This window comes from Halopseudomonas sp. 4NH20-0008 (genome assembly GCF_057548395.1).
This window is the reverse complement of record NZ_BAAJMD010000004.1, coordinates 113,226-131,623: the sequence shown is the minus strand read 5'-3', so window position 1 is coordinate 131,623 and position 18,398 is coordinate 113,226. Positions and strand designations below refer to the sequence as shown.

Annotated in this window: 19 protein-coding genes; 17 read left to right on the top strand and 2 right to left on the bottom strand. The window is 57.3% G+C overall.

The genetic code is table 11. The features are described from left to right. Window positions 1-23: 23 nt before the first annotated feature. Window positions 24-3,218, bottom strand: a complete 3,195-nt coding sequence (gene rne, locus AC27HQ_RS05830) for a ribonuclease E (protein WP_487155151.1) — start codon at window positions 3,216-3,218, stop codon at window positions 24-26. A 671-nt stretch (window positions 3,219-3,889) separates the two neighbouring features. On the opposite strand from rne, the gene rluC reads away from it, so the two are divergent. From rluC to AC27HQ_RS05815, 3 genes are read left to right on the top strand one after another with little or no spacing between them, the layout of a single operon-like run. Further along, on the top strand, window positions 3,890-4,849 hold the full coding sequence (gene rluC, locus AC27HQ_RS05825; protein ID WP_487155150.1) for a 23S rRNA pseudouridine(955/2504/2580) synthase RluC: 960 nt from the start codon (window positions 3,890-3,892) through the stop codon (window positions 4,847-4,849). Next, entirely contained in the window at window positions 4,842-5,498 is a 657-nt protein-coding gene (locus AC27HQ_RS05820; protein WP_487155149.1) for an HAD-IA family hydrolase, read from the top strand. The genes rluC and AC27HQ_RS05820 overlap by 8 nt, the downstream gene beginning before the upstream one ends. Before the next feature lie 32 nt (window positions 5,499-5,530). Further along, complete coding sequence (locus AC27HQ_RS05815) at window positions 5,531-6,526, top strand: S49 family peptidase (protein WP_487155147.1); 996 nt, start codon at window positions 5,531-5,533, stop codon at window positions 6,524-6,526. Here the strand turns inward: AC27HQ_RS05815 and AC27HQ_RS05810 are convergent, their stop codons facing one another. Continuing rightward, window positions 6,527-7,105, bottom strand: a complete 579-nt coding sequence (locus AC27HQ_RS05810) for a Maf family protein (RefSeq protein WP_487155146.1) — start codon at window positions 7,103-7,105, stop codon at window positions 6,527-6,529. A gap of 112 nt (window positions 7,106-7,217) precedes the next feature. Here AC27HQ_RS05810 and AC27HQ_RS05805 point away from each other — a divergent pair, with 112 nt between their 5' ends. The 14 genes from AC27HQ_RS05805 to AC27HQ_RS05740 all read left to right on the top strand — a co-directional run bounded on the left by AC27HQ_RS05805 (window position 7,218) and on the right by AC27HQ_RS05740 (window position 18,359). Next, window positions 7,218-7,742 (top strand): YceD family protein, encoded by a 525-nt coding sequence (locus AC27HQ_RS05805; RefSeq protein WP_487155145.1) that lies wholly within the window; start codon window positions 7,218-7,220, stop codon window positions 7,740-7,742. 20 nt (window positions 7,743-7,762) lie between these two features. After that, window positions 7,763-7,945 carry a 50S ribosomal protein L32 gene (gene rpmF, locus AC27HQ_RS05800; RefSeq protein ID WP_487155144.1) on the top strand — a complete coding sequence of 61 codons (183 nt, stop codon included), beginning with the start codon at window positions 7,763-7,765 and terminating at the stop codon, window positions 7,943-7,945. Between the two features lie 6 nt (window positions 7,946-7,951). Then, the gene (gene plsX, locus AC27HQ_RS05795) at window positions 7,952-8,974 is read left to right on the top strand and encodes a phosphate acyltransferase PlsX (RefSeq protein WP_487155143.1); all 1,023 of its coding nucleotides are present in this window, start codon (window positions 7,952-7,954) and stop codon (window positions 8,972-8,974) included. 75 nt (window positions 8,975-9,049) lie between these two features. After that, on the top strand, window positions 9,050-9,997 hold the full coding sequence (fabD, locus tag AC27HQ_RS05790) for an ACP S-malonyltransferase (RefSeq protein ID WP_487155142.1): 948 nt from the start codon (window positions 9,050-9,052) through the stop codon (window positions 9,995-9,997). Between the two features lie 2 nt (window positions 9,998-9,999). After that, complete coding sequence (gene fabG, locus AC27HQ_RS05785) at window positions 10,000-10,743, top strand: 3-oxoacyl-ACP reductase FabG (protein WP_487155141.1); 744 nt, start codon at window positions 10,000-10,002, stop codon at window positions 10,741-10,743. 184 nt (window positions 10,744-10,927) lie between these two features. Continuing rightward, window positions 10,928-11,164, top strand: coding sequence for an acyl carrier protein (gene acpP, locus AC27HQ_RS05780; RefSeq protein ID WP_487155140.1), 237 nt, complete (start codon window positions 10,928-10,930; stop codon window positions 11,162-11,164). 195 nt (window positions 11,165-11,359) lie between these two features. After that, entirely contained in the window at window positions 11,360-12,598 is a 1,239-nt protein-coding gene (gene fabF / locus AC27HQ_RS05775) for a beta-ketoacyl-ACP synthase II (RefSeq protein ID WP_487155139.1), read from the top strand. Further along, window positions 12,598-13,443: an aminodeoxychorismate lyase gene (gene pabC, locus AC27HQ_RS05770; protein ID WP_487155138.1), complete on the top strand. Its 846-nt coding sequence runs from the start codon at window positions 12,598-12,600 to the stop codon at window positions 13,441-13,443. Before fabF ends, pabC begins: the two co-directional genes overlap by 1 nt. An 8-nt stretch (window positions 13,444-13,451) precedes the next feature. Then, complete coding sequence (mltG, locus tag AC27HQ_RS05765; RefSeq protein ID WP_487155325.1) at window positions 13,452-14,525, top strand: endolytic transglycosylase MltG; 1,074 nt, start codon at window positions 13,452-13,454, stop codon at window positions 14,523-14,525. After that, a complete protein-coding gene (gene tmk, locus AC27HQ_RS05760; protein WP_487155137.1) occupies window positions 14,522-15,154 on the top strand; it encodes a dTMP kinase in 633 nt (210 codons plus the stop codon). Before mltG ends, tmk begins: the two co-directional genes overlap by 4 nt. Then, entirely contained in the window at window positions 15,147-16,133 is a 987-nt protein-coding gene (locus AC27HQ_RS05755) for a DNA polymerase III subunit delta' (protein ID WP_487155136.1), read from the top strand. The genes tmk and AC27HQ_RS05755 overlap by 8 nt, the downstream gene beginning before the upstream one ends. A 32-nt stretch (window positions 16,134-16,165) precedes the next feature. Beyond that, the gene (locus tag AC27HQ_RS05750; protein WP_487155134.1) at window positions 16,166-16,525 is read left to right on the top strand and encodes a PilZ domain-containing protein; all 360 of its coding nucleotides are present in this window, start codon (window positions 16,166-16,168) and stop codon (window positions 16,523-16,525) included. A 10-nt stretch (window positions 16,526-16,535) separates the two neighbouring features. Beyond that, window positions 16,536-17,312, top strand: a complete 777-nt coding sequence (locus AC27HQ_RS05745) for a TatD family hydrolase (protein WP_487155133.1) — start codon at window positions 16,536-16,538, stop codon at window positions 17,310-17,312. Window positions 17,313-17,696: 384 nt separating this feature from the next. Beyond that, on the top strand, window positions 17,697-18,359 hold the full coding sequence (locus AC27HQ_RS05740) for a TetR/AcrR family transcriptional regulator (protein ID WP_487155132.1): 663 nt from the start codon (window positions 17,697-17,699) through the stop codon (window positions 18,357-18,359). The last annotated feature ends 39 nt before the right edge of the window (window positions 18,360-18,398 follow it).

Here is an 18,398-nt window from a genome sequence, read left to right as displayed (position 1 = left end):
CTTTTTCATTCAGACCATCAAGCTCAGCTGTGCTTTTCAGTCTTTTCGGTTTCGTCTGAGACCTGCTCTTCAGATACCTCGGATGGCTCATCAGTCTCGGCCTGCTTGGCCTCGGCTACTGATTCAACAGCCTCGGGCTCAATCGCCAGAGAAGCCTGCTCAGGGGTCGGCAATGCCTCTGCCTGATCGGTAATGTCAACCGACTTGGGTTCGGCAGCGACCTCTTGCTCGACCTTCACTGGCTGCGCAATGACCGGTTCGACGACAGCGTCAGCAATGGCCTCGACAGCCTGCTCTGCAGTCGCTTCAGGCTCCGGCGTTTCGACGACCGCGGGCGCTTCAGCAACGGGCTCAGGCTGTGCGGCTTCGACTGGCTGAGATGCGGCTTGCAGTCTGGCTGCCTCGGCATCGGCTTCAGCTTGTTCGGCTTGACGCTTGGCTTCCAGTTGGCGGCGACGAATTTCCCGTGGATCGTTATAGGCACGACCACTGTCGGTCACCTGAACGGCGGGTTGCTCGACAGGCGCTTCGACCTTGGCTTCGGGTTCCGGGCTTGCAGCCTCAACGGTTTCGGTGGCTTCTTCAGCCTCTGAAGCCTCTACAGCCTCTGCAGTTGGTGCAGACGGAGCAGCAGCCTCGACAACGCTGACCGGTTGTTCTGCGTCAGTCTGGACAACCAGCTCTTCAGTCTGCTTCAGTTCGCTTGGCTGACTTTGCGTAAAGGCCTCGACGGCTTGCTCAATACTGGCTTCGAGTTGCGCTACTGTTTCACTCAGACGCTGTTCAACCGGCTCGCTGACGTTGCTCAGACTGGCTGATTGAGTCTCGTCTGCGTGGTCAATAACGGCAACAGGTGCGATGGCTGCGACAGCGGCAATAGCTTCAGTAGAGGGTTGCTCGACGGTCTCAGCCGGACTGGCTTCGGCATCCTGGGCTGGTGACCCTTCTGCTGTGGCTTCATCCTGATTCACCCGGCTGCGACGGTTGTTGCGACGACGCTGACTGTTACGCGAGCGGCGTTTGGGGCGTTCGCCCTCAGCGCTGTCGTCTGCAGTCTCGGCATTGTTGAGTTCGGTTTCATTCAGCTCTTCGTCAGCCGGGCGCTCTTCATTGCGACGCGGACGGCGTTCCGGCTGCGGGCTGTTCAGAGTGTCTTCTTCAAGGTTCTGACGGGCTTCGCTGGTTTCCGGTGCCGGGCCACGGCGGCGACGACGGGCTGGCGCTTCGCTGCTTCTGCCTTCAGTGCTGGCAGCGGCTTGCGGGGCGCTTTCCTGTTTCTCGACAACTGGCTCCTGGCGCTGTTGTTGTGGTTTGCGTTCGTTGTCCTTGCGCTCAGGGCGTTCGCTGCGCTCGGGGCGTTCAGCACGCTCAGGGCGTTCGCTGCGCTCACCACGCTCGTTACGCGGGCGGCGACCGCGACCGTTACGACGGTCATCATTACGCTTGCCGTCACGGTTGCCGGAGCGGTTTTCGCTGCGTGCTGCCGGTTTTTCTTCCGTGCTGGCTGCAGGCGTCTCATCGCTGGCAAACAGACTGACCAGGGACTTGATCAGACCCTTGAAAAGGCCTGGCTGGGTCTCCTGAATCGCTTGCGTTGCGGCGATCGGCGTAGGGGCAGGGCGCGACGGGGCAATGGTTTTGACGGCGGCTTCCTGGCGTACAATGGCCTTGGTCTGACTAACCGGTACAGGCTCATCGGCTACCACGTCGGTGCTCATGGTGTAGCTGCTTTCACCATTGAGAACGGCTTCGTGATCATCACGCAGACGCTGTACGTCAAAGTGCGGGGTTTCCATGTGTTCGCTTGGCAGAATCAGCAGGCGGACCTTGGTGCGCGCCTCGGTCTTGGCTAGCACATCACGCTTTTCATTCAGCAGGAAGGTGGCGACGGCAATCGGCACATGCGCGCGTACTTCGGCGGTGCGATCCTTGAGCGCTTCCTCTTCAATCAAGCGCAGCACCGACAGTGACAGGGATTCAACGTCACGGATGGTGCCGCGGCCGTTACAACGTGGGCAGACAATGCCGCTGGTTTCACCCAGAGAAGGACGCAGGCGCTGACGCGACATTTCCAGCAGGCCAAAGCGTGAAATACGCCCAACCTGAACACGGGCACGGTCTGCTTCCAGGCTTTCCTTTACGCGCTCTTCAACGGCGCGCTGATTCTTGGCCGGCGTCATATCGATGAAGTCGATGACAATCAAGCCGCCGATATCGCGCAGGCGCAGTTGACGGGCGATTTCTTCAGCCGCTTCGAGGTTGGTCTGTAGCGCGGTTTCTTCGATATCACTGCCCTTGGTGGCGCGTGAGGAGTTGATGTCGACGGAGACCAGCGCTTCAGTGTGGTCGATAACGATCGAGCCGCCTGAGGGCAGTTTGACTTCGCGCTCGAAGGCGGTTTCGATCTGGCTCTCGATCTGGAAACGATTGAACAGCGGAACACTGTCTTCGTACAGCTTGACCTTGCTGGCGTACTGCGGCATGACCTGGCTGATGAAGTTCAGCGCTTCTTCCTTGACTTCCTCGCTGTCAATCAGCACTTCACCGATATCCTGGCGCAGATAATCGCGGATGGCACGGATGATCACGTTGCTTTCCTGATAGATCAGGAAGGGCGCATTGCGCTCCTGGGAGGCACCTTTGATGGCGCCCCAGAGTTGCAGCAGATAATCCAGATCCCATTGCAGCTCTTCAGCACTGCGGCCAAGGCCAGCGGTGCGGACGATCATGCCCATGTCAGCGGGGACGTTGAGGCTGTTGATGGCTTCACGCAGGTCGTTGCGCTCATCGCCCTCGATGCGACGGGAAATACCGCCAGCGCGGGGGTTGTTGGGCATCAGAACCAGGTAGCGGCCGGCCAGGCTGATAAAGGTGGTGAGGGCAGCGCCTTTGTTGCCGCGCTCTTCCTTGTCGACCTGGACTATGACTTCCTGGCCTTCGCGCAGGACTTCCTTGATGTTGACGCGGCCTTCGGGCTGCTTGGAGAAGTACTCGCGGGAGATTTCCTTCAGCGGCAGAAAGCCGTGGCGGTCGGAGCCAAAATCAACGAAGGCGGCTTCGAGGCTGGGCTCTACCCGGGTGATCCGGCCTTTGTAGATGTTGGCCTTCTTTTGCTCGCGGGCGCCGGACTCGATGTCCAGATCATACAGGCGTTGACCATCTACCAGGGCAACGCGCAACTCTTCGGGTTGAGTTGCGTTGATCAGCATTCTTTTCATGAAGTACCGTTGTGTTTCCAGTGCTCACCGGATTACACAATGACGGCACCTGCGACTCATATGTCAGGTGTCAGGCGTATGTCTGCTTGGGCCAACCTTGCCCTTGTTCAGAATGAGCATCGCGGTACGACGGCGACACGGCATCTGTCTATGGCGAGTACAGAGAAACTTTTCAGGCGCTGGTGCAAGGTTGGCTGCGCTCTTTAATGGCGGCAGATCCGGGTGCCAAACTCACGTGCTTCCTTAGTGAAGCCGTGCAGTTATGTTTTAACACCGACCGGCAACGTGCGCCGGGCAACTTTGCAAAAGCGCCTGGGGGAGGAATCAGCCGGACTGGTAACGGGGACACATTGCACGGCAAGTGTCTGCGCTCGTCACATCGTCCTGAAGCTGTGCATCTCCACCTGACACTTACCCATCTTAATCGGGTGCCGCTCATCGTCTTGTCGGGAGCGGGTTAATATTCTGATTGCCACATGGCTATCAGGGTGTCGAACATCAAGGCGTTACGGCTCAACAGGTGTCAGTGCAGGCCTTGATGTCGGTATATCTGGGGTGGCGATCAACATGGATATCACCTGTATTCCCCTGGCTGTCTTTTACGCAGCTCGATGGAATATAACAGCATTTTTTAAGTGCTTCAATTGCAAGAAAAAATGTATCATGCGCGAATGAACCCAAGTACCCCTGAAACCCCCGCCAAAGTCCAGATTGACCTGATCAGTGATGATCAGGCCGGGCAGCGCATTGATAACTACCTGATCACGCGTTTGAAGGGTGCTCCGCGCACTCTGGTCTACCGTATTCTGCGCAAAGGCGAGGTGCGTGTTAACAAAGGCAGGATCAAGCCCGAGTATCGTCTGCAGGCCGGTGATAGTGTGCGCATACCGCCGGTCCGACTGCCTGAGGCGAATGAGCCGGTGCTGGTTGGACAAGGCATTTTGCAGGCACTGGAAAGCAATATTCTGTACGAAGACAAGGCCCTGATTGTAATCAACAAACCGGCCGGATTGGCTGTTCATGGCGGCAGTGGTCTGCACTTCGGGGTCATTGAAGCCATGCGTCAGTTGCGACCCGAGTGCGATCAGCTGGAGCTGGTCCATCGTCTAGATCGTGATACCTCAGGCTGCCTGATGATTGCCAAACGCCGCAGCATGTTGCGGCATCTGCATGCAGCACTGCGGGGCGATGGCGTTACCAAGCGCTATATGGCCCTGGTGCGTGGTCATTGGCCGGCGACCACCAAGCGCGTACAGGCGCCGTTGCAGAAAAACAACTTGCGCTCGGGCGAGCGCATGGTCGAGGTCAATGCCGAAGGCAAGGAGTCGTTGACCGAGTTTCGTGTGCTCAAGCGCTTTGGTGAGCTGGCTACGCTGGTCGAGGCCCGCCCCATCACCGGACGCACCCATCAGATTCGCGTTCACGCCCGGCACGCGGGCCACCCTATCGCCGGTGATCCCAAGTACGGTGATGATGGTTTTTCCCAACAGATCAAAGAGCTGGGCGGAAAGCGTTTGTTTCTGCATGCGCTCTCTCTGCAGGTTGAGCTGCCAGACGGAACACCCTTGCAGGTGACGGCCGAGCCGGGTCGTATGTGGGATGATACCTTGGGCAGGTTGGCGAATGTCTGACATTCAAACGCTGATTTTTGACTGGGACGGCACGCTGTCGGACTCGGTTGGGCATATCGTCAAGGCGATGGTCGGTGCGGCGCAAAGCCTGGATCTGCCCTTGCCAGGTGATCAAGCCGTACGCAATATCATTGGTCTGGCGCTGCCCGAGGCGGTCGCGACGCTGTATCCCGATATGCAGGATGCTCAGTTGGCCGAGGCCTTGGCGCGTGCCTACAGCGTGCAGTATCTGGCCCTTGAGGAGCACCCGGCGCCCCTCTTTGACGGTGTGCGGGATGCGCTGGAGAACTTTCGTCTGGCCGGCTTCAAGCTTGCCGTGGCCACCGGCAAAGGTCGGCAGGGACTGTCGCGGGTGCTTCAGTCACATGCGTTGACGAATTTCTTTGATATAACCCGTTGTGCTGACGAATGCCCGAGTAAGCCGCATCCGCGCATGCTTGAGGAGATTCTCAATCACCTTGAAACCCCCGCCAGTCGTGCTGTGATGCTGGGCGACAGTGAGTTTGATATACGCATGGCACGGAATGCCAGAGTACGCGCCGTGGCGGTCAGTTATGGGGCTCAGAGTCGGGAGCACTTATTGCAAAGCGGTCCCGAGCATTGTATTGATGCGTTCAGTGAATTTCCTGGCTGGGTCATGTCGTCCTGACCCGTTGATCGAACTGCAGAGGAACAACCCAAGTGTCGGACAAGTGGACAGAAAGCCCCATGGTCAACCGTGATGCGCCTGCCGGGCCTGAAGATCGCAAGGTCTGGGAGTTGATGGAAAAAACCTTGCTGGTGTCGGTTCAGGAACAACGTCGTTCGCGGCGCTGGGGTATCTTCTTCAAGATTTTGACCTTTGCCTACCTGTTTGCTGCGGTGATGCTGTTCTCGCCCTTTGCCTCGATGGATGCTAATCAGGTCACCAACAAGCCCCATGTGGCCGTTATCGAGCTGCGCGGTCTGATTGCCGACCAGCAGGAGGCCAGTGCCGATAATCTGATCACCAGTTTGCGACGGGCTTTTGAGGACGAAAACACTCGCGCTGTGATTCTGCGTATCAATAGCCCGGGCGGCAGTCCTGTTCAGTCAGGTTATGTCTATGACGAAATCAAGCGTCTGCGAGCGCTGCACCCGGATACCAAGTTGTATGCAGTAATAACCGATCTGGGTGCATCCGGCGCTTATTACATTGCTGCAGCAGCGGATGAAATTTATGCTGACAAGGCCAGTCTGGTTGGCTCTATCGGTGTCACAGCAGCTGGCTTCGGATTTGTCGGTACGCTGGATAAGCTGGGGATTGAGCGTCGAACCTACACGGCGGGTGAGCACAAGGCTTTTCTTGATCCTTTTCAGCCGGAAAAGCCTGACGAGCGGGCCTTTTGGCAGTCCGTTCTGCAGACTACCCATCAACAGTTCATTGATCAGGTTCGGGCGGGGCGGGGAGAGCGTCTTAACGGTGATCCGGACTTGTTCAGTGGTCTGGTCTGGTCTGGAGAGCAGGCGCTGGAACTGGGTTTGATTGATGGTCTGTCCAGTACCTCAGCCGTTGCGCGCGATCTGGTCGGTATTGAAGAAACCGTCGATTTTACCCGTCGTGAGTCACCCTTTGAGCGCTTTGCCCGCCAACTGGGTACCAGTATGGGCAATACTCTGGCGCTGCACCTTGGTCTGGGCGCTCCTGTTCTTCGCTGATCAAGGCAAGGAATAGCCAGCCTGCTGCAGCATGTCGCAGAGCCTGATCAGCGGTAAGCCGATCAGGCTGTTGGGGTCGTCCCCACGCAGGGCATGAAAGAGCGTTATCCCCAGTCCCTCGCATTTGAAACTGCCTGCGCAGTCATAGGGTTTTTCCCTGTTCAGATAGTGCTCGATGGACTCGTCACTGAGCGTGCGAAACACCACCTGAAACGGCTCGCAGTGGCTTTGAGCTTTGCCCGTTGCGCTGTTGAGCAAACATATCGACGTGCTGAAGGTCAGGGTCTTGCCGCTGCTGGCGCGCAACTGCGCAGTTGCTGCCGCGTGAGTGCCGGGCTTGCTGACGGCCTGACCGTCCAGCAGCAAAACCTGGTCCGAGCCGATAATCAGATGTGCCGGGTATTCGGTCGCCAGCGCCTGGGCCTTTGCCTGTGCCAGTCGCAGTGTCAGGGATTCGGGATCTTCGCTGCACAGTGCGCTTTCATCTATATCCGGTGTCGCCCACTCGAAGGGTAGTTGCAGGCGTTCTAATAGAGCGCGTCGGTAGGGTGAGCTGGAGGCAAGAACCAAGGGCAGCATGGCAGGTATTCCGGTCAGTCAAAGCACGATTCTAGCGCCTCGTGCCGTTACCTGCATCAACACTGCAAATAGTTTTGACAGCGGGGCGCTGGATGCCTAGAATTGCGCGCTTATGTCTGGACCCATACCTGCACACATAGACCCACGCAAACTGGTAGATCGTGAAATCGTTCTCAAGGGAACGGTAGCCGCGATCAAGATGCCTCGTTTGAGTGCTTTGCTGGATGCCCCTGCCGGGGATGTTCAGGTCGAGCTCGCGTTTTCGCGGGACGAACAGGGTATAGCTAGTCTGCACGGCCATTATCAGGTTGATGTTGCGCTGATTTGTCAGCGCTGCCTTGAGCAGGTAGTGGTTACGCTGGATAGCGAATGTGATGTGGGTTTTGTAGCGAATGACGATGCGGCCAAACAGCTGCCTCGTCATTACGAACCGGTTATTGTGGATGATGACCCCCTTGATCTGCATGCTCTGATCGAGGATGAACTGCTTCTGGCTTTGCCAACAGTTCCAATGCATCCAATGGAAACGTGCGAGCATCCGCCGGGTTATCAACCCGATCCGGTGGACCCTGAAACGGAAAAGACTGAGAAGCCTAATCCCTTCAGTGTGCTGGCATCGTTAAAACGTGATACCTGAAAGCTTAGGAGCTTATCGTCATGGCTGTACAGCAGAACAAAAAGTCCCGTTCCGCCCGCGGAATGCGTCGTTCACACGATGCCCTGTCCTCAGCGGCCCTGTCCGTGGACAGCACCACTGGTGAAACCCATCTGCGTCACCACGTATCGCCCGATGGCTTCTACCGTGGCCGTCAGATCGTGAACAAGGACAACGACGAATAATTCGTCTTGTCCACGTCAGTCCGCTTAGCGATTGATGTGATGGGCGGGGACTTCGGTCCCCGCTGCATTATCCCTGCGGTTGCCCGCAGTCTGCAGCAGATACCTGATCTGCATGTCCTTCTGGTCGGCTTGCCCGACGCCGTAGCACCCCTCCTGAAACAATATCCACTGCCTGACGGTCGGTTTTCCTGTGTCCCTGCATCCGACGTTATCCTTGCGGATGATTCTCCGGCCAGTGTCCTGCGTCTAAAACGTGGCTCCTCAATGCGTCTGGCTATAAAGCTGGTACGTGACGGTCAGGCTGATGCCTGTCTGAGTGCCGGTAATACCGGGGCCTTGATGGTGTTGTCGCGGTCTCTGCTGGGGATGCTCGAGGGTGTTGAGCGGCCTGCGATCATGGCGGCATTACCCGTGGCCGGCAGCGTATGCCATGTTCTTGATCTGGGTGCCAACGTCGACTGCAGTACCCGTCAATTGTTCGAGTTTGCCATCATGGGTTCCGAGGCGGTCAGCGAAATTACCGGCCTGCAGCGCCCCAGGGTGGGTTTGTTAAATATTGGCAGTGAGATCAACAAGGGTAGTCAGCGGGTCCGCGAGGTCGGTGCGCTGTTGCGCAACTGCCAGCAGATAGCCTATGTCGGCCATGTAGAAGGCGATGGCCTTTTTCGTGGTGAGGCCGACGTAGTGGTCTGTGATGGTTTCGTCGGCAATGCCGTGCTCAAGGCCAGTGAAGGTCTGGCTGCCTATCTTCAGCAGACCCTGCGCGAGGCGCTTGGACAAAGTCTCATGCTGCGATGCCTGGCGCCTCTGGTGCGCAGGGCGCTGAAGCCGACTCTGCAGCAGCACGATCCGGGCAGGTATAACGGTGCCTGTTTGCTTGGGCTGCGCGGCGTAGTGGTGAAAAGTCACGGCAGCGCCGATGAACAGGCGTTCAGTTCGGCTATTGTTCAGGCTGCCCAGGCAGCGCGCGCAGGATTGCCCGGACGCATTGCCGATCGGCTGGCATTGATTGACTGGTCAGGTCTGTGACCTGACGTCTGTTCGGGCCATCCAAGCAGCAGGTTGCCATAAGGCAGCAATGAATTTTTAGATGAGGAAAGTGGCATGACTCAATCCCTAGCCTTTGTGTTTCCGGGCCAAGGCTCCCAGTCACTGGGTATGCTCGCGGGTATTGCTGAGCAGCATGCTCAGATTGCTGAAACCTTCGCCGAGGCTTCCGACGCCCTCGGTTATGACCTCTGGCAGCTATGCCAGCAAGGGCCTGAGGCGGACCTTAATCGTACCGATATTACCCAGCCAGCCATTCTGGCCGCATCCATCGCGTTATGGCGGCTCTGGTGTGCGCAGTCAGACGCGCGCCCGGCTTATGTTGCCGGTCACAGTCTGGGCGAGTATTCGGCTCTGGTGGCGTCCGGCGTCATTCCGTTCGCCGAGGCTCTGCGACTGGTGCGTCGTCGCGGTCAGTTGATGCAGGAGGCCGTGCCACAAGGCCAGGGCGCCATGGCCGCGATCCTCGGGCTTGAGGATCAACAGTTGATCGATATCTGTGCCGCGGCGGCCCAGGGTGAGGTGGTCAGCGCCGTCAACTTCAATGCCCCTGGCCAGGTAGTGATTGCCGGTCAGGCTGCCGCTGTTGAGCGGGCGATTGAAGGGTGCAAGGCAGCGGGCGCCAAGCGCGCCATAGCGCTGCCGGTCAGCGTGCCATCGCACTGTGCGCTGATGCGTGGCGCTGCGGATCAACTGGGTCGGGACTTTGCGGACCTGGCATGGCAGAAACCGTCATCTGTTCTGGTGCAGAATGTCAGTGCCCGTCCGGCGGCTGATTTGGACAGTTTGCGCGCACAATTGGTTGAGCAGCTATACAGCCCTGTGCGTTGGGTCGAGTCAGTTGTCTGGATGGCTGAGCAAGGTGTTACTGACCTGGTCGAGTGCGGCCCGGGTAAAGTGCTGTCCGGATTGAACAAACGCTGTGCCAAGGGTATCAACACGCACAACCTTGAGTCGGCAGAAGGCTTTGCCGCTGCCTGCACGCTTTTTACACAAGGAGCTTGAATATGAGTCTGCAAGGAAAGGTTGCCCTGGTCACGGGTGCCAGCCGCGGTATAGGCCAGGCTATCGCGCACGCCCTGGCGTCCCGGGGTGCAGTGGTGATTGGCACGGCCACCAGCGACAGCGGTGCCCAGTCCATCGCAGAAAAGCTGACCGCTGCCGGCTTCAGTGGCACCGGGATGAAGCTGGATGTGCGCGATCCGGCCTCTGTGGCAGCTGTGATGGAGCGTATTACCGCTGATTTCGGTGCGCCGGTCATTCTGGTCAATAATGCGGGTATCACTGGCGACAATCTGCTGATGCGCATGAAGGACGAGGAGTGGGACGAGATCATCAATACCAACCTCGGTTCGATTTACCGTTTGTCCAAGGCTGTTCTGCGGGGCATGACCAAAGCCCGTTGGGGGCGTATCATCAATATCAGCTCGGTGGTTGCTGGCATGGGCAATGCGGGTCAGTCCAACTATGCTGCCTCCAAGGCCGGTATGGAAGGTTTTACCCGTGCTTTGGCCCGAGAAGTCGGGTCGCGCGCCATAACCGTGAACGCTGTCGCACCAGGTTTTATTGACACGGACATGACCAAGGCTTTGAATGATGGCCAGCGTTCAGCCATGCTAGAGCAAATTCCACTTGGCCGACTCGGTCAGGCTGAGGAAATCGCAGCTGTAGTCGATTTTCTTGCCAGTGAGAGTGCTGGCTATATAACCGGTGCAGTTATTCCGGTTAACGGCGGTATGTTCATGAGTTGATCTGCAGCTCCCGTTTTGCGGGCGTTACAGCCCTGCTGGGAGGCAGTTTTTTTTAGTGGTCGGGACTCAATGGTCCCGTCCTCATCGAGATAGAAGCGATTCGTGCTTGAAAAATCGCAAATTGTTTCTATAAACTACCCGCAGTCCGGCTTCCCGGAACTGCAACCAGGAGTGAGAACAAGGTATGAGTACCATCGAAGAACGCGTCAAGAAAATCGTTGCCGAGCAGCTCGGCGTCAAAGAAGAAGAAGTGACCAACAGCGCTTCTTTTGTTGAAGACCTTGGCGCTGACTCGCTTGATACCGTTGAGCTGGTCATGGCTCTCGAAGAAGAATTCGAGACCGAGATTCCGGATGAAGATGCCGAGAAGATCACCACAGTTCAGGAAGCTATCAACTACGTGAATGCTCATCAGAAGTAATCGCGTCGTTTGCTGACTGATCTGAAAGGCCGCAGTTTCCCCAGGAACTGCGGCTTTTTTCATGTCTGCGCATGACAGTTCGGGGCCGTCCTTGATGGTTGATATTGCCGTAAGCCGTCTTTATGCGGACAATACCAACCATGTCGGGTGCCGAAACGGGCACTCATACGATGAGATTTGAATAAGGAGCATCCTGTGTCGCGTAGACGCGTCGTGGTAACCGGCCTGGGCATGTTGACCCCGCTTGGCAACACGGTTGATAGCAGTTGGCAGGCTGCACTGGCAGGCAAGAGTGGCATAGGCCTTATTGAGCACATGGATGTCAGTGCCTTTGGTACGCGTTTTGGCGGTTCCGTACGCAATTTTGATATTGATGCTTACATGCCGGCCAAGGAGGCGCGCAAGCTCGATCTGTTCATCCAGTACGGTATTGCTGCCTGCATGCAGGCGCTGCAGGACTGCGGGCTTGAGATCAATGATGCAAATCGCGATCGTATTGGCGTATCCATGGGCTCAGGTATTGGTGGTTTGACCAATATCGAGAAGAATCATGAACTGCTATTGAACAGTGGGCCGCGCCGAATATCTCCGTTTTTCGTTCCTGGATCGATCATCAACATGGTGGCAGGTTACCTGTCCATCCAGTACGGTCTGCAAGGCCCCAATTACGCTTTGACTACCGCGTGTACTACCGGAACGCACAGTATTGGCATGGCAGCTCGTAATATCGCCTACGGTGAAGCTGATGTCATGGTTACAGGTGGTTCTGAGATGGCCACCAGCGGCCTGGGCCTGGGCGGCTTCAGTGCTGCACGCGCGCTCTCGACCCGCAACGATGACCCCCAGGCAGCCAGTCGCCCGTGGGACAAGGATCGCGATGGCTTCGTGCTGTCCGATGGTTCTGGCGCCATGGTGCTGGAAGAGTACGAGCATGCCAAGGCGCGTGGCGCGCATATTCATGCTGAATTGATCGGTTTTGGCATGAGTGGTGACGCCTTTCACATGACTGCGCCGCCGGAAGACGGTCGTGGTGGCGCCAAGTGTATGCAGAATGCGCTCAATGATGCCGGTGTGAGTGCAGATCAGGTCGGTTATATCAATGCCCATGGAACCTCTACCATGGCAGGTGATCTGGCGGAAACGGCTGCGGTTAAGTCGGTGTTCGGTGATCATGCGAGGCGCCTTGCAATCAGCTCGACCAAGTCCATGACCGGTCACCTGCTGGGTGCGGCTGGCGCCGTGGAGGCGATTTTCAGTGTCCTGGCTCTGCGTGATCAGGTCGCGCCGCCGACCATCAATCTGGATAACCCGGATCAGGGTTGCGATCTCGATTATGTGGCGCATCAGGCTCAGTCCCGAGCGCTTGAGGTCGTTGTGTCGAACTCCTTCGGTTTCGGTGGTACCAACGGCAGTCTGGTCTTCAAGCGCGTCTGATGACCAGCTCCGGTACGGGCGCAGATTGCCATCTTGTTTGCCTGATTGACGGTCAGGCCGCCGATCAGGTGTCAGTGCGTGATCGCGGTCTGAATTACGGAGATGGGCTGTTCGAGACTTTGCGTGTGGCTGAGGGTGCCATCGCCTTGCTCGACTATCATCTTGCGCGCTTGTCGCGAGGTCTCAAGGCCTTGCGATTGGATGTTGATCTGCAGCTGGTTGCAACAGAACTGCGTTCAGTCGCCGCTGAATTGGACAGCGGCGTGCTCAAGCTTATGATCACGCGCGGTGCTGGCCAGCGCGGATACGCCATGCCGGCGCAGGGCAGGGCAGTCAGAATACTGCAGCTCCTGCCGCCTGCCAGCTACGATCCGCTTCATGCCGAACAGGGCGTCCAGCTGTTTGACTGTCAAACCCGTCTTGGCCTGCAACCCGCGCTGGCTGGAATAAAGCACCTTAACCGCCTGGAACAGGTACTGGCGCGTAGCGAGTGGACGGATAGTCGTTACGCCGAGGGACTGGTTCTCGATATGCAGGGTCGTCCGGTCGAAGGTACCATGAGTAATCTGTTTGTCTGTCATGCCGGGCGTTGGCTGACGCCGACTTTGCATCGTTGCGGCGTGCGCGGGGTTATGCGGGATTATCTGATTGACCATATGCCCTCTGTCGGTCTGGCAGTGGAAGAGGCTGATTTCGATGAAGCCATGGTCAGTTCTGCGTCCGAGGTCTTTTGTTGTAATAGTCTGTTTGGTGTCTGGCCGGTGATTGCCTGGCGGCAGCAAGTATGGCCAGTTGGGCCGCAAACCCGACTGATCCAGTCATTGGCAAGGACGGTTATAAAGTGAAGCGGTTTATCAAATACGTGTTCTTGTTGTTTGTTTTTGCTGGTATTTGTTTGGGCTCCCTGGCGTTATGGGGTTACTCCAGCTTGCAAACTGTATTACAGCAGCCATTGCAGATCGAGGCGCCACAAAGTCTTGATGTGCCGGTCGGGACCAGCCCCGCCCGGCTTTTTGCCCAGCTTGAGCAGGATGGCATGTTGACTCGGGGTCAATGGTTGCGGCGCTATTGGCAGTGGCAGACGCCCGGTGCCGTTCTGCAGGTAGGCGAGTATGCCTTGGAACCGGGCATGACCGCCGCAGACCTGCTTCAGCGCCTGATCAAGGCGGAGGTCGTGCAGCGCAGTGTGACCCTGGTAGAGGGCTGGAACTTCCGCCAGGTGCGTGAGCAGTTGAGCCGCGCCGAACGTCTTGAGCAGCAGTTGAAGCCAGACTGGTCAATGGAAGAGGTTATGCGTGTTCTGGGCTTTGAAGGCGAACATGCCGAGGGTCGTTTCTTTCCCGATACCTACCAATACACGCTGGGCATGAGCGACCGTGACATTCTGCTCCGCGCCTACCAGCGCATGCAGCAGGTGCTTGATGAGGCCTGGGCAGCACGCGCCGAGGATCTGCCGATCAAGACCCCCTACGAAGCACTGATTCTTGCGTCGATTATTGAAAAGGAAACCGGGGTGCCGCATGAGCGTGGTGAAATTGCTGGTGTCTTTACCCGCAGACTGCGTATCGGCATGCGTCTGCAGACCGACCCTACGGTAATTTACGGCATGGGTGACAGTTACCAAGGCAATATTCGCCGCCGCCATCTGCGCGAGCCCACGCCATACAATACCTATACCATTGACGGGTTGCCGCCGACCCCCATTGCCATGCCGGGTCGCGAAGCCCTGATGGCGGCGGTCAATCCCGAGCCCGGCACCAGCCTGTACTTTGTTGCCCGTGGCGATGGCAGCCATGTCTTTTCCAATTCGTTGCAGGAACACAACCGCGCCGTGCGGGCTTATCAGTTGCAGCGTCGCAGCGATTACCGCTCCAGTCCGGCGCCTGTCAGTCCAGAACCTGCCCGTCAGGAGAGCGCAACGCCATGAGCGGACTTTTCCTGACCTTTGAAGGCCCAGAGGGCGCGGGTAAATCCACCAATCTGCAGATTTTTGCCCAGGCTTTGCGCCAGGCAGGCTGTGACCCTATGGTCACCCGTGAGCCGGGCGGCACCCCGGTGGCCGAGCGCATTCGTGAGGTATTGCTCAGTCATCACGAAGAGAGCATCTGTTCAGACGCCGAGTTGCTGCTGATGTTTGCTGCTCGTGCCCAGCACCTGCATCAGTTGATCGTCCCGGCGTTGAAGCAAGGACGGGTGGTGATCAGTGACCGCTTTACCGATGCAACCTATGCCTACCAGGGTGGTGGGCGGGGTGTGGATAGCCAGCGCATAGCGCAGCTTGAGAGCTGGGTTCAGGCTGAGCTCCGGCCTGATCTGACGCTGATTTTTGATGTGCCGGTCGAGATCGGTATGTCGCGGGCTCGGGCTCGCAGTGAACTGGACAGGTTCGAGGTCGAGCATCAGGACTTCTTCGAACGGGTGCGTCGCACTTACCTGGACCGTGCGGCAGCCCACCCCGAGCGCTATCGTATCATCGATGCCAGTGGTGACCTTGAACAGGTAGCTGCCGCCATGCAACCGGTTATCGATGAAGTGCTGGAACGCTGGCATGTCTGAGCGGCCCTGTCCCTGGCATGATCCGCTCTGGCAGAGCCTGGTTGCCCAGCCCCAGCATGCCCATGCCTATCTGTTCACTGGCCTGCCTGGCATTGGCAAGCGGCGTTTTGCCCATGCCTTTGCTGCCTTCATGCTCTGTACTCAGCCACACAGCGGTGCGGCCTGCGGACAATGCCGCAGTTGCCTGCTGCGGCAGGCGGGCAGCCATCCCGATCTGCTGCTGATTGAACCGGAGGAGGAGGGCAAGGGCATCAAGGTTGACGCTATACGTCAACTGGTTGATTTTATTGGCCAGACTGCGCAGCAGGGTGGCCGAAAACTGGTGTTGCTGCACCCAGCAGAGGCTATGAACCTGAATGCCGCCAATGCCCTGTTGAAATCACTGGAGGAGCCTGGCCGGGATACCTTCCTGTTGTTGGTGAGTGATCAGCCCAGTCGTTTGCTGGCCACCATCCGCAGTCGCTGCCGTCATCAAGCCTTGATCACACCGGACGCTGCGCAGTCTCTGCAGTGGATGACAGAGACGCTGCCGGATTCGGATGCCGAAGCCCGTGCTACCTTGTTGCAGATGGCTGGCGGGGCGCCTTTGCGGGCAATGGCACTGCATGAACTGGATGCACTGACCATGCGCAACACAGTGGTTGAGGGGGTCAAAGCCTTGCTCAAGCAACAGCAGTCACCGGCGCAACTGGCCGATGCCTGGTCGAAGCTACCACTTGATTTGCTGGTCGACTGGTTCTGCAGCTGGACGCTTGATCTGTTCAAGCTGCAAACCCGCGCGACCCAGGTGGCAGACAATCAGGATATGGACAAGGTGCTGGGCTATATGGCGCGCAGTCTGAACCCTGGGCAACTGATGGATTGGCAGGCCTGGCTACTCTCGCATCGGGCACTGATCCAGAACCGTGCCAACCTCAACCGGGGCTTGTTTACCGAGACCTTGTTGATAGAGTGGAAAAAACTGCTGGAAAGGCGTTAATCTGACGCCACAACAATCAGGATGAGAATGTTATGAGTACGCCCACAGCAGCGGCAGGTCCGCGCAATGGAATACTGTCCCTGACCATCAAGGACAAGTCTGTGCTATATGCAGCCTATATGCCCTTCGTCAAACACGGCGGTCTGTTTATTCCGACCAACAAGAGCTACCGTCTGGGCGACGAAGTGTTCATGCTGCTGAACCTGATGGAAGAGCCAGAAAAGATTCCGGTGGCCGGCAAGGTTATCTGGGTTACCCCCAAGGGCGCGCAGGGCAACCGCGCTGCCGGTATTGGTGTGCAATTCAGTGATCAGGACAATACCGCGCGCAGCAAGATAGAAACCTACCTGGCTGGTGCACTCAAGTCGGACAGACCTACCCACACCATGTGACCCCGATGCAATGTTGATTGACTCACACTGCCACCTGGATCGCCTTGACCTGGCTGCCCATCAAGGCTCCCTGGATGCGGCCCTTGATGCTGCACGCAACCGGGGCATAGGCAAATTTCTCTGTATCGGCGTCGATGCGGCCAACGCACCCAGGGTAAAGGCGCTGGCTGAACGCTATGCGGACGTGTACTGCAGTGTGGGTATTCATCCCCTTGACCTTGGTGATGATCAACCTACCGACTATCAGTGGCTGCTTGGTGCCCTGGATCACCCCAGGGTCGTGGCCATTGGTGAAACCGGGCTGGATTATCACTATCAGCCCGAGATGGCGGAACAACAGCAGCGCTCCTTTATCTGCCACCTGGATGCGGCTCGGGAAACCGGCAAGCCGGTGATTATTCATACTCGCGATGCCCGGCAGGACACTCTGAATTTGTTGCGTGAAGCCGATCTGGCCAATACCGGGGTATTGCACTGTTTTACCGAAGACTGGGATATGGCCCGTGCGGCGCTGGATCTGGGTTACTACATATCACTGTCTGGCATTGTCACCTTCCGTAATGCCGAAGCGCTGCGTGATGTTGCACGGCGGCTACCGTCGGACCGCTTGCTGGTCGAGACCGATTCACCCTATCTGGCGCCGGTACCACACCGCGGCCAACCGAACGAGCCACAGTTTGTCTATGAAGTGGCTGCTTTCCTTGCCGAGTTGCGTGGTGAGACGCTGGAGCAACTGAGCTGCAACACCACCGAGAACTTTCATCGGTTGTTTCCCCTGGCCAAATGAACCGGACAAAAAAAACCCGAACTCTGGGGGAAGAGTCCGGGTCAAGACCATTAGGAGTGTTGCAAGGACAGGGCTGAAGTCTGTCCAGACAGGTGCGGTATTTGGGGGGAACACCGCAGACCTGATGTATTCAGTATTGACGCAATTCGCCGTTCTGCCACTGACATTCGCCTCTTTTATAAACTGATTTGGAATACTCTGGCGCAAGCTTATCGTCAACCGTTGTTAGTCTGGCTTCCAGCTCAGCCCTCTCCTCAAATATGTTCATGTTGAAGGCGCGTTCACAAAAGGGCTTTTGGGTCAGCTTTGCATCACTTGTGTCAGGCTGGTCATGAAGTGGCATAATGCTCGCATTCTATTGCCAGCCCGGAAGTATCAGTGACCATGCATAAAGAATCCCGAAAGGTTCGTGAGTTTCGTCGCCGCGAACAGGAAATCCTCGATACCGCCCTGCGTCTCTTTCTTGACCAGGGTGAAGACAGTGTCACGGTGGAAATGATTGCTGATGATGTCGGTATCGGCAAAGGCACCATCTACAAGCATTTCAAATCCAAGGCTGAAATCTATCTACGTCTGATGCTCGACTATGAGCGGGATCTGGCCGAACTGCTGCACTCAGATGCCTTTATTCAGGACAAGACGGCATTGCCCCGTGAGTACTTTGCCTTCCGCATGAAGGACCCGGACCGTTATCGTCTGTTTGACCGGCTGGAGGAAAAGCTGGTCAAGGCCAACCAGTTGCCCGAGATGGTCGAGCAGTTACATCAGATCCGCGCATCGAACTTCAATCACCTCAAGGGCGTGATTCAGCTGCGTATCGATGAGGGTTCGCTCGAGGATGTACCCGCCTATTTTCACTATTGCGCGGCCTGGGCCCTGGTTCAGGGCGCCATGTCCATGCACCATTCACCCTTCTGGCGCGAGGTGATCGAAGATCCGGAAGGTTATATGCAGTTTCTGGTGGACGTGGGTGTGCGCATGGGCAACCGGTCCAAGCGGGGGCGCAAGGAATCAGTTGGTGAGACAGACAATGTGACGGCTGACTGACTCGGGCTGTTAAAACAACAACGCCGGCATTAGCCGGCG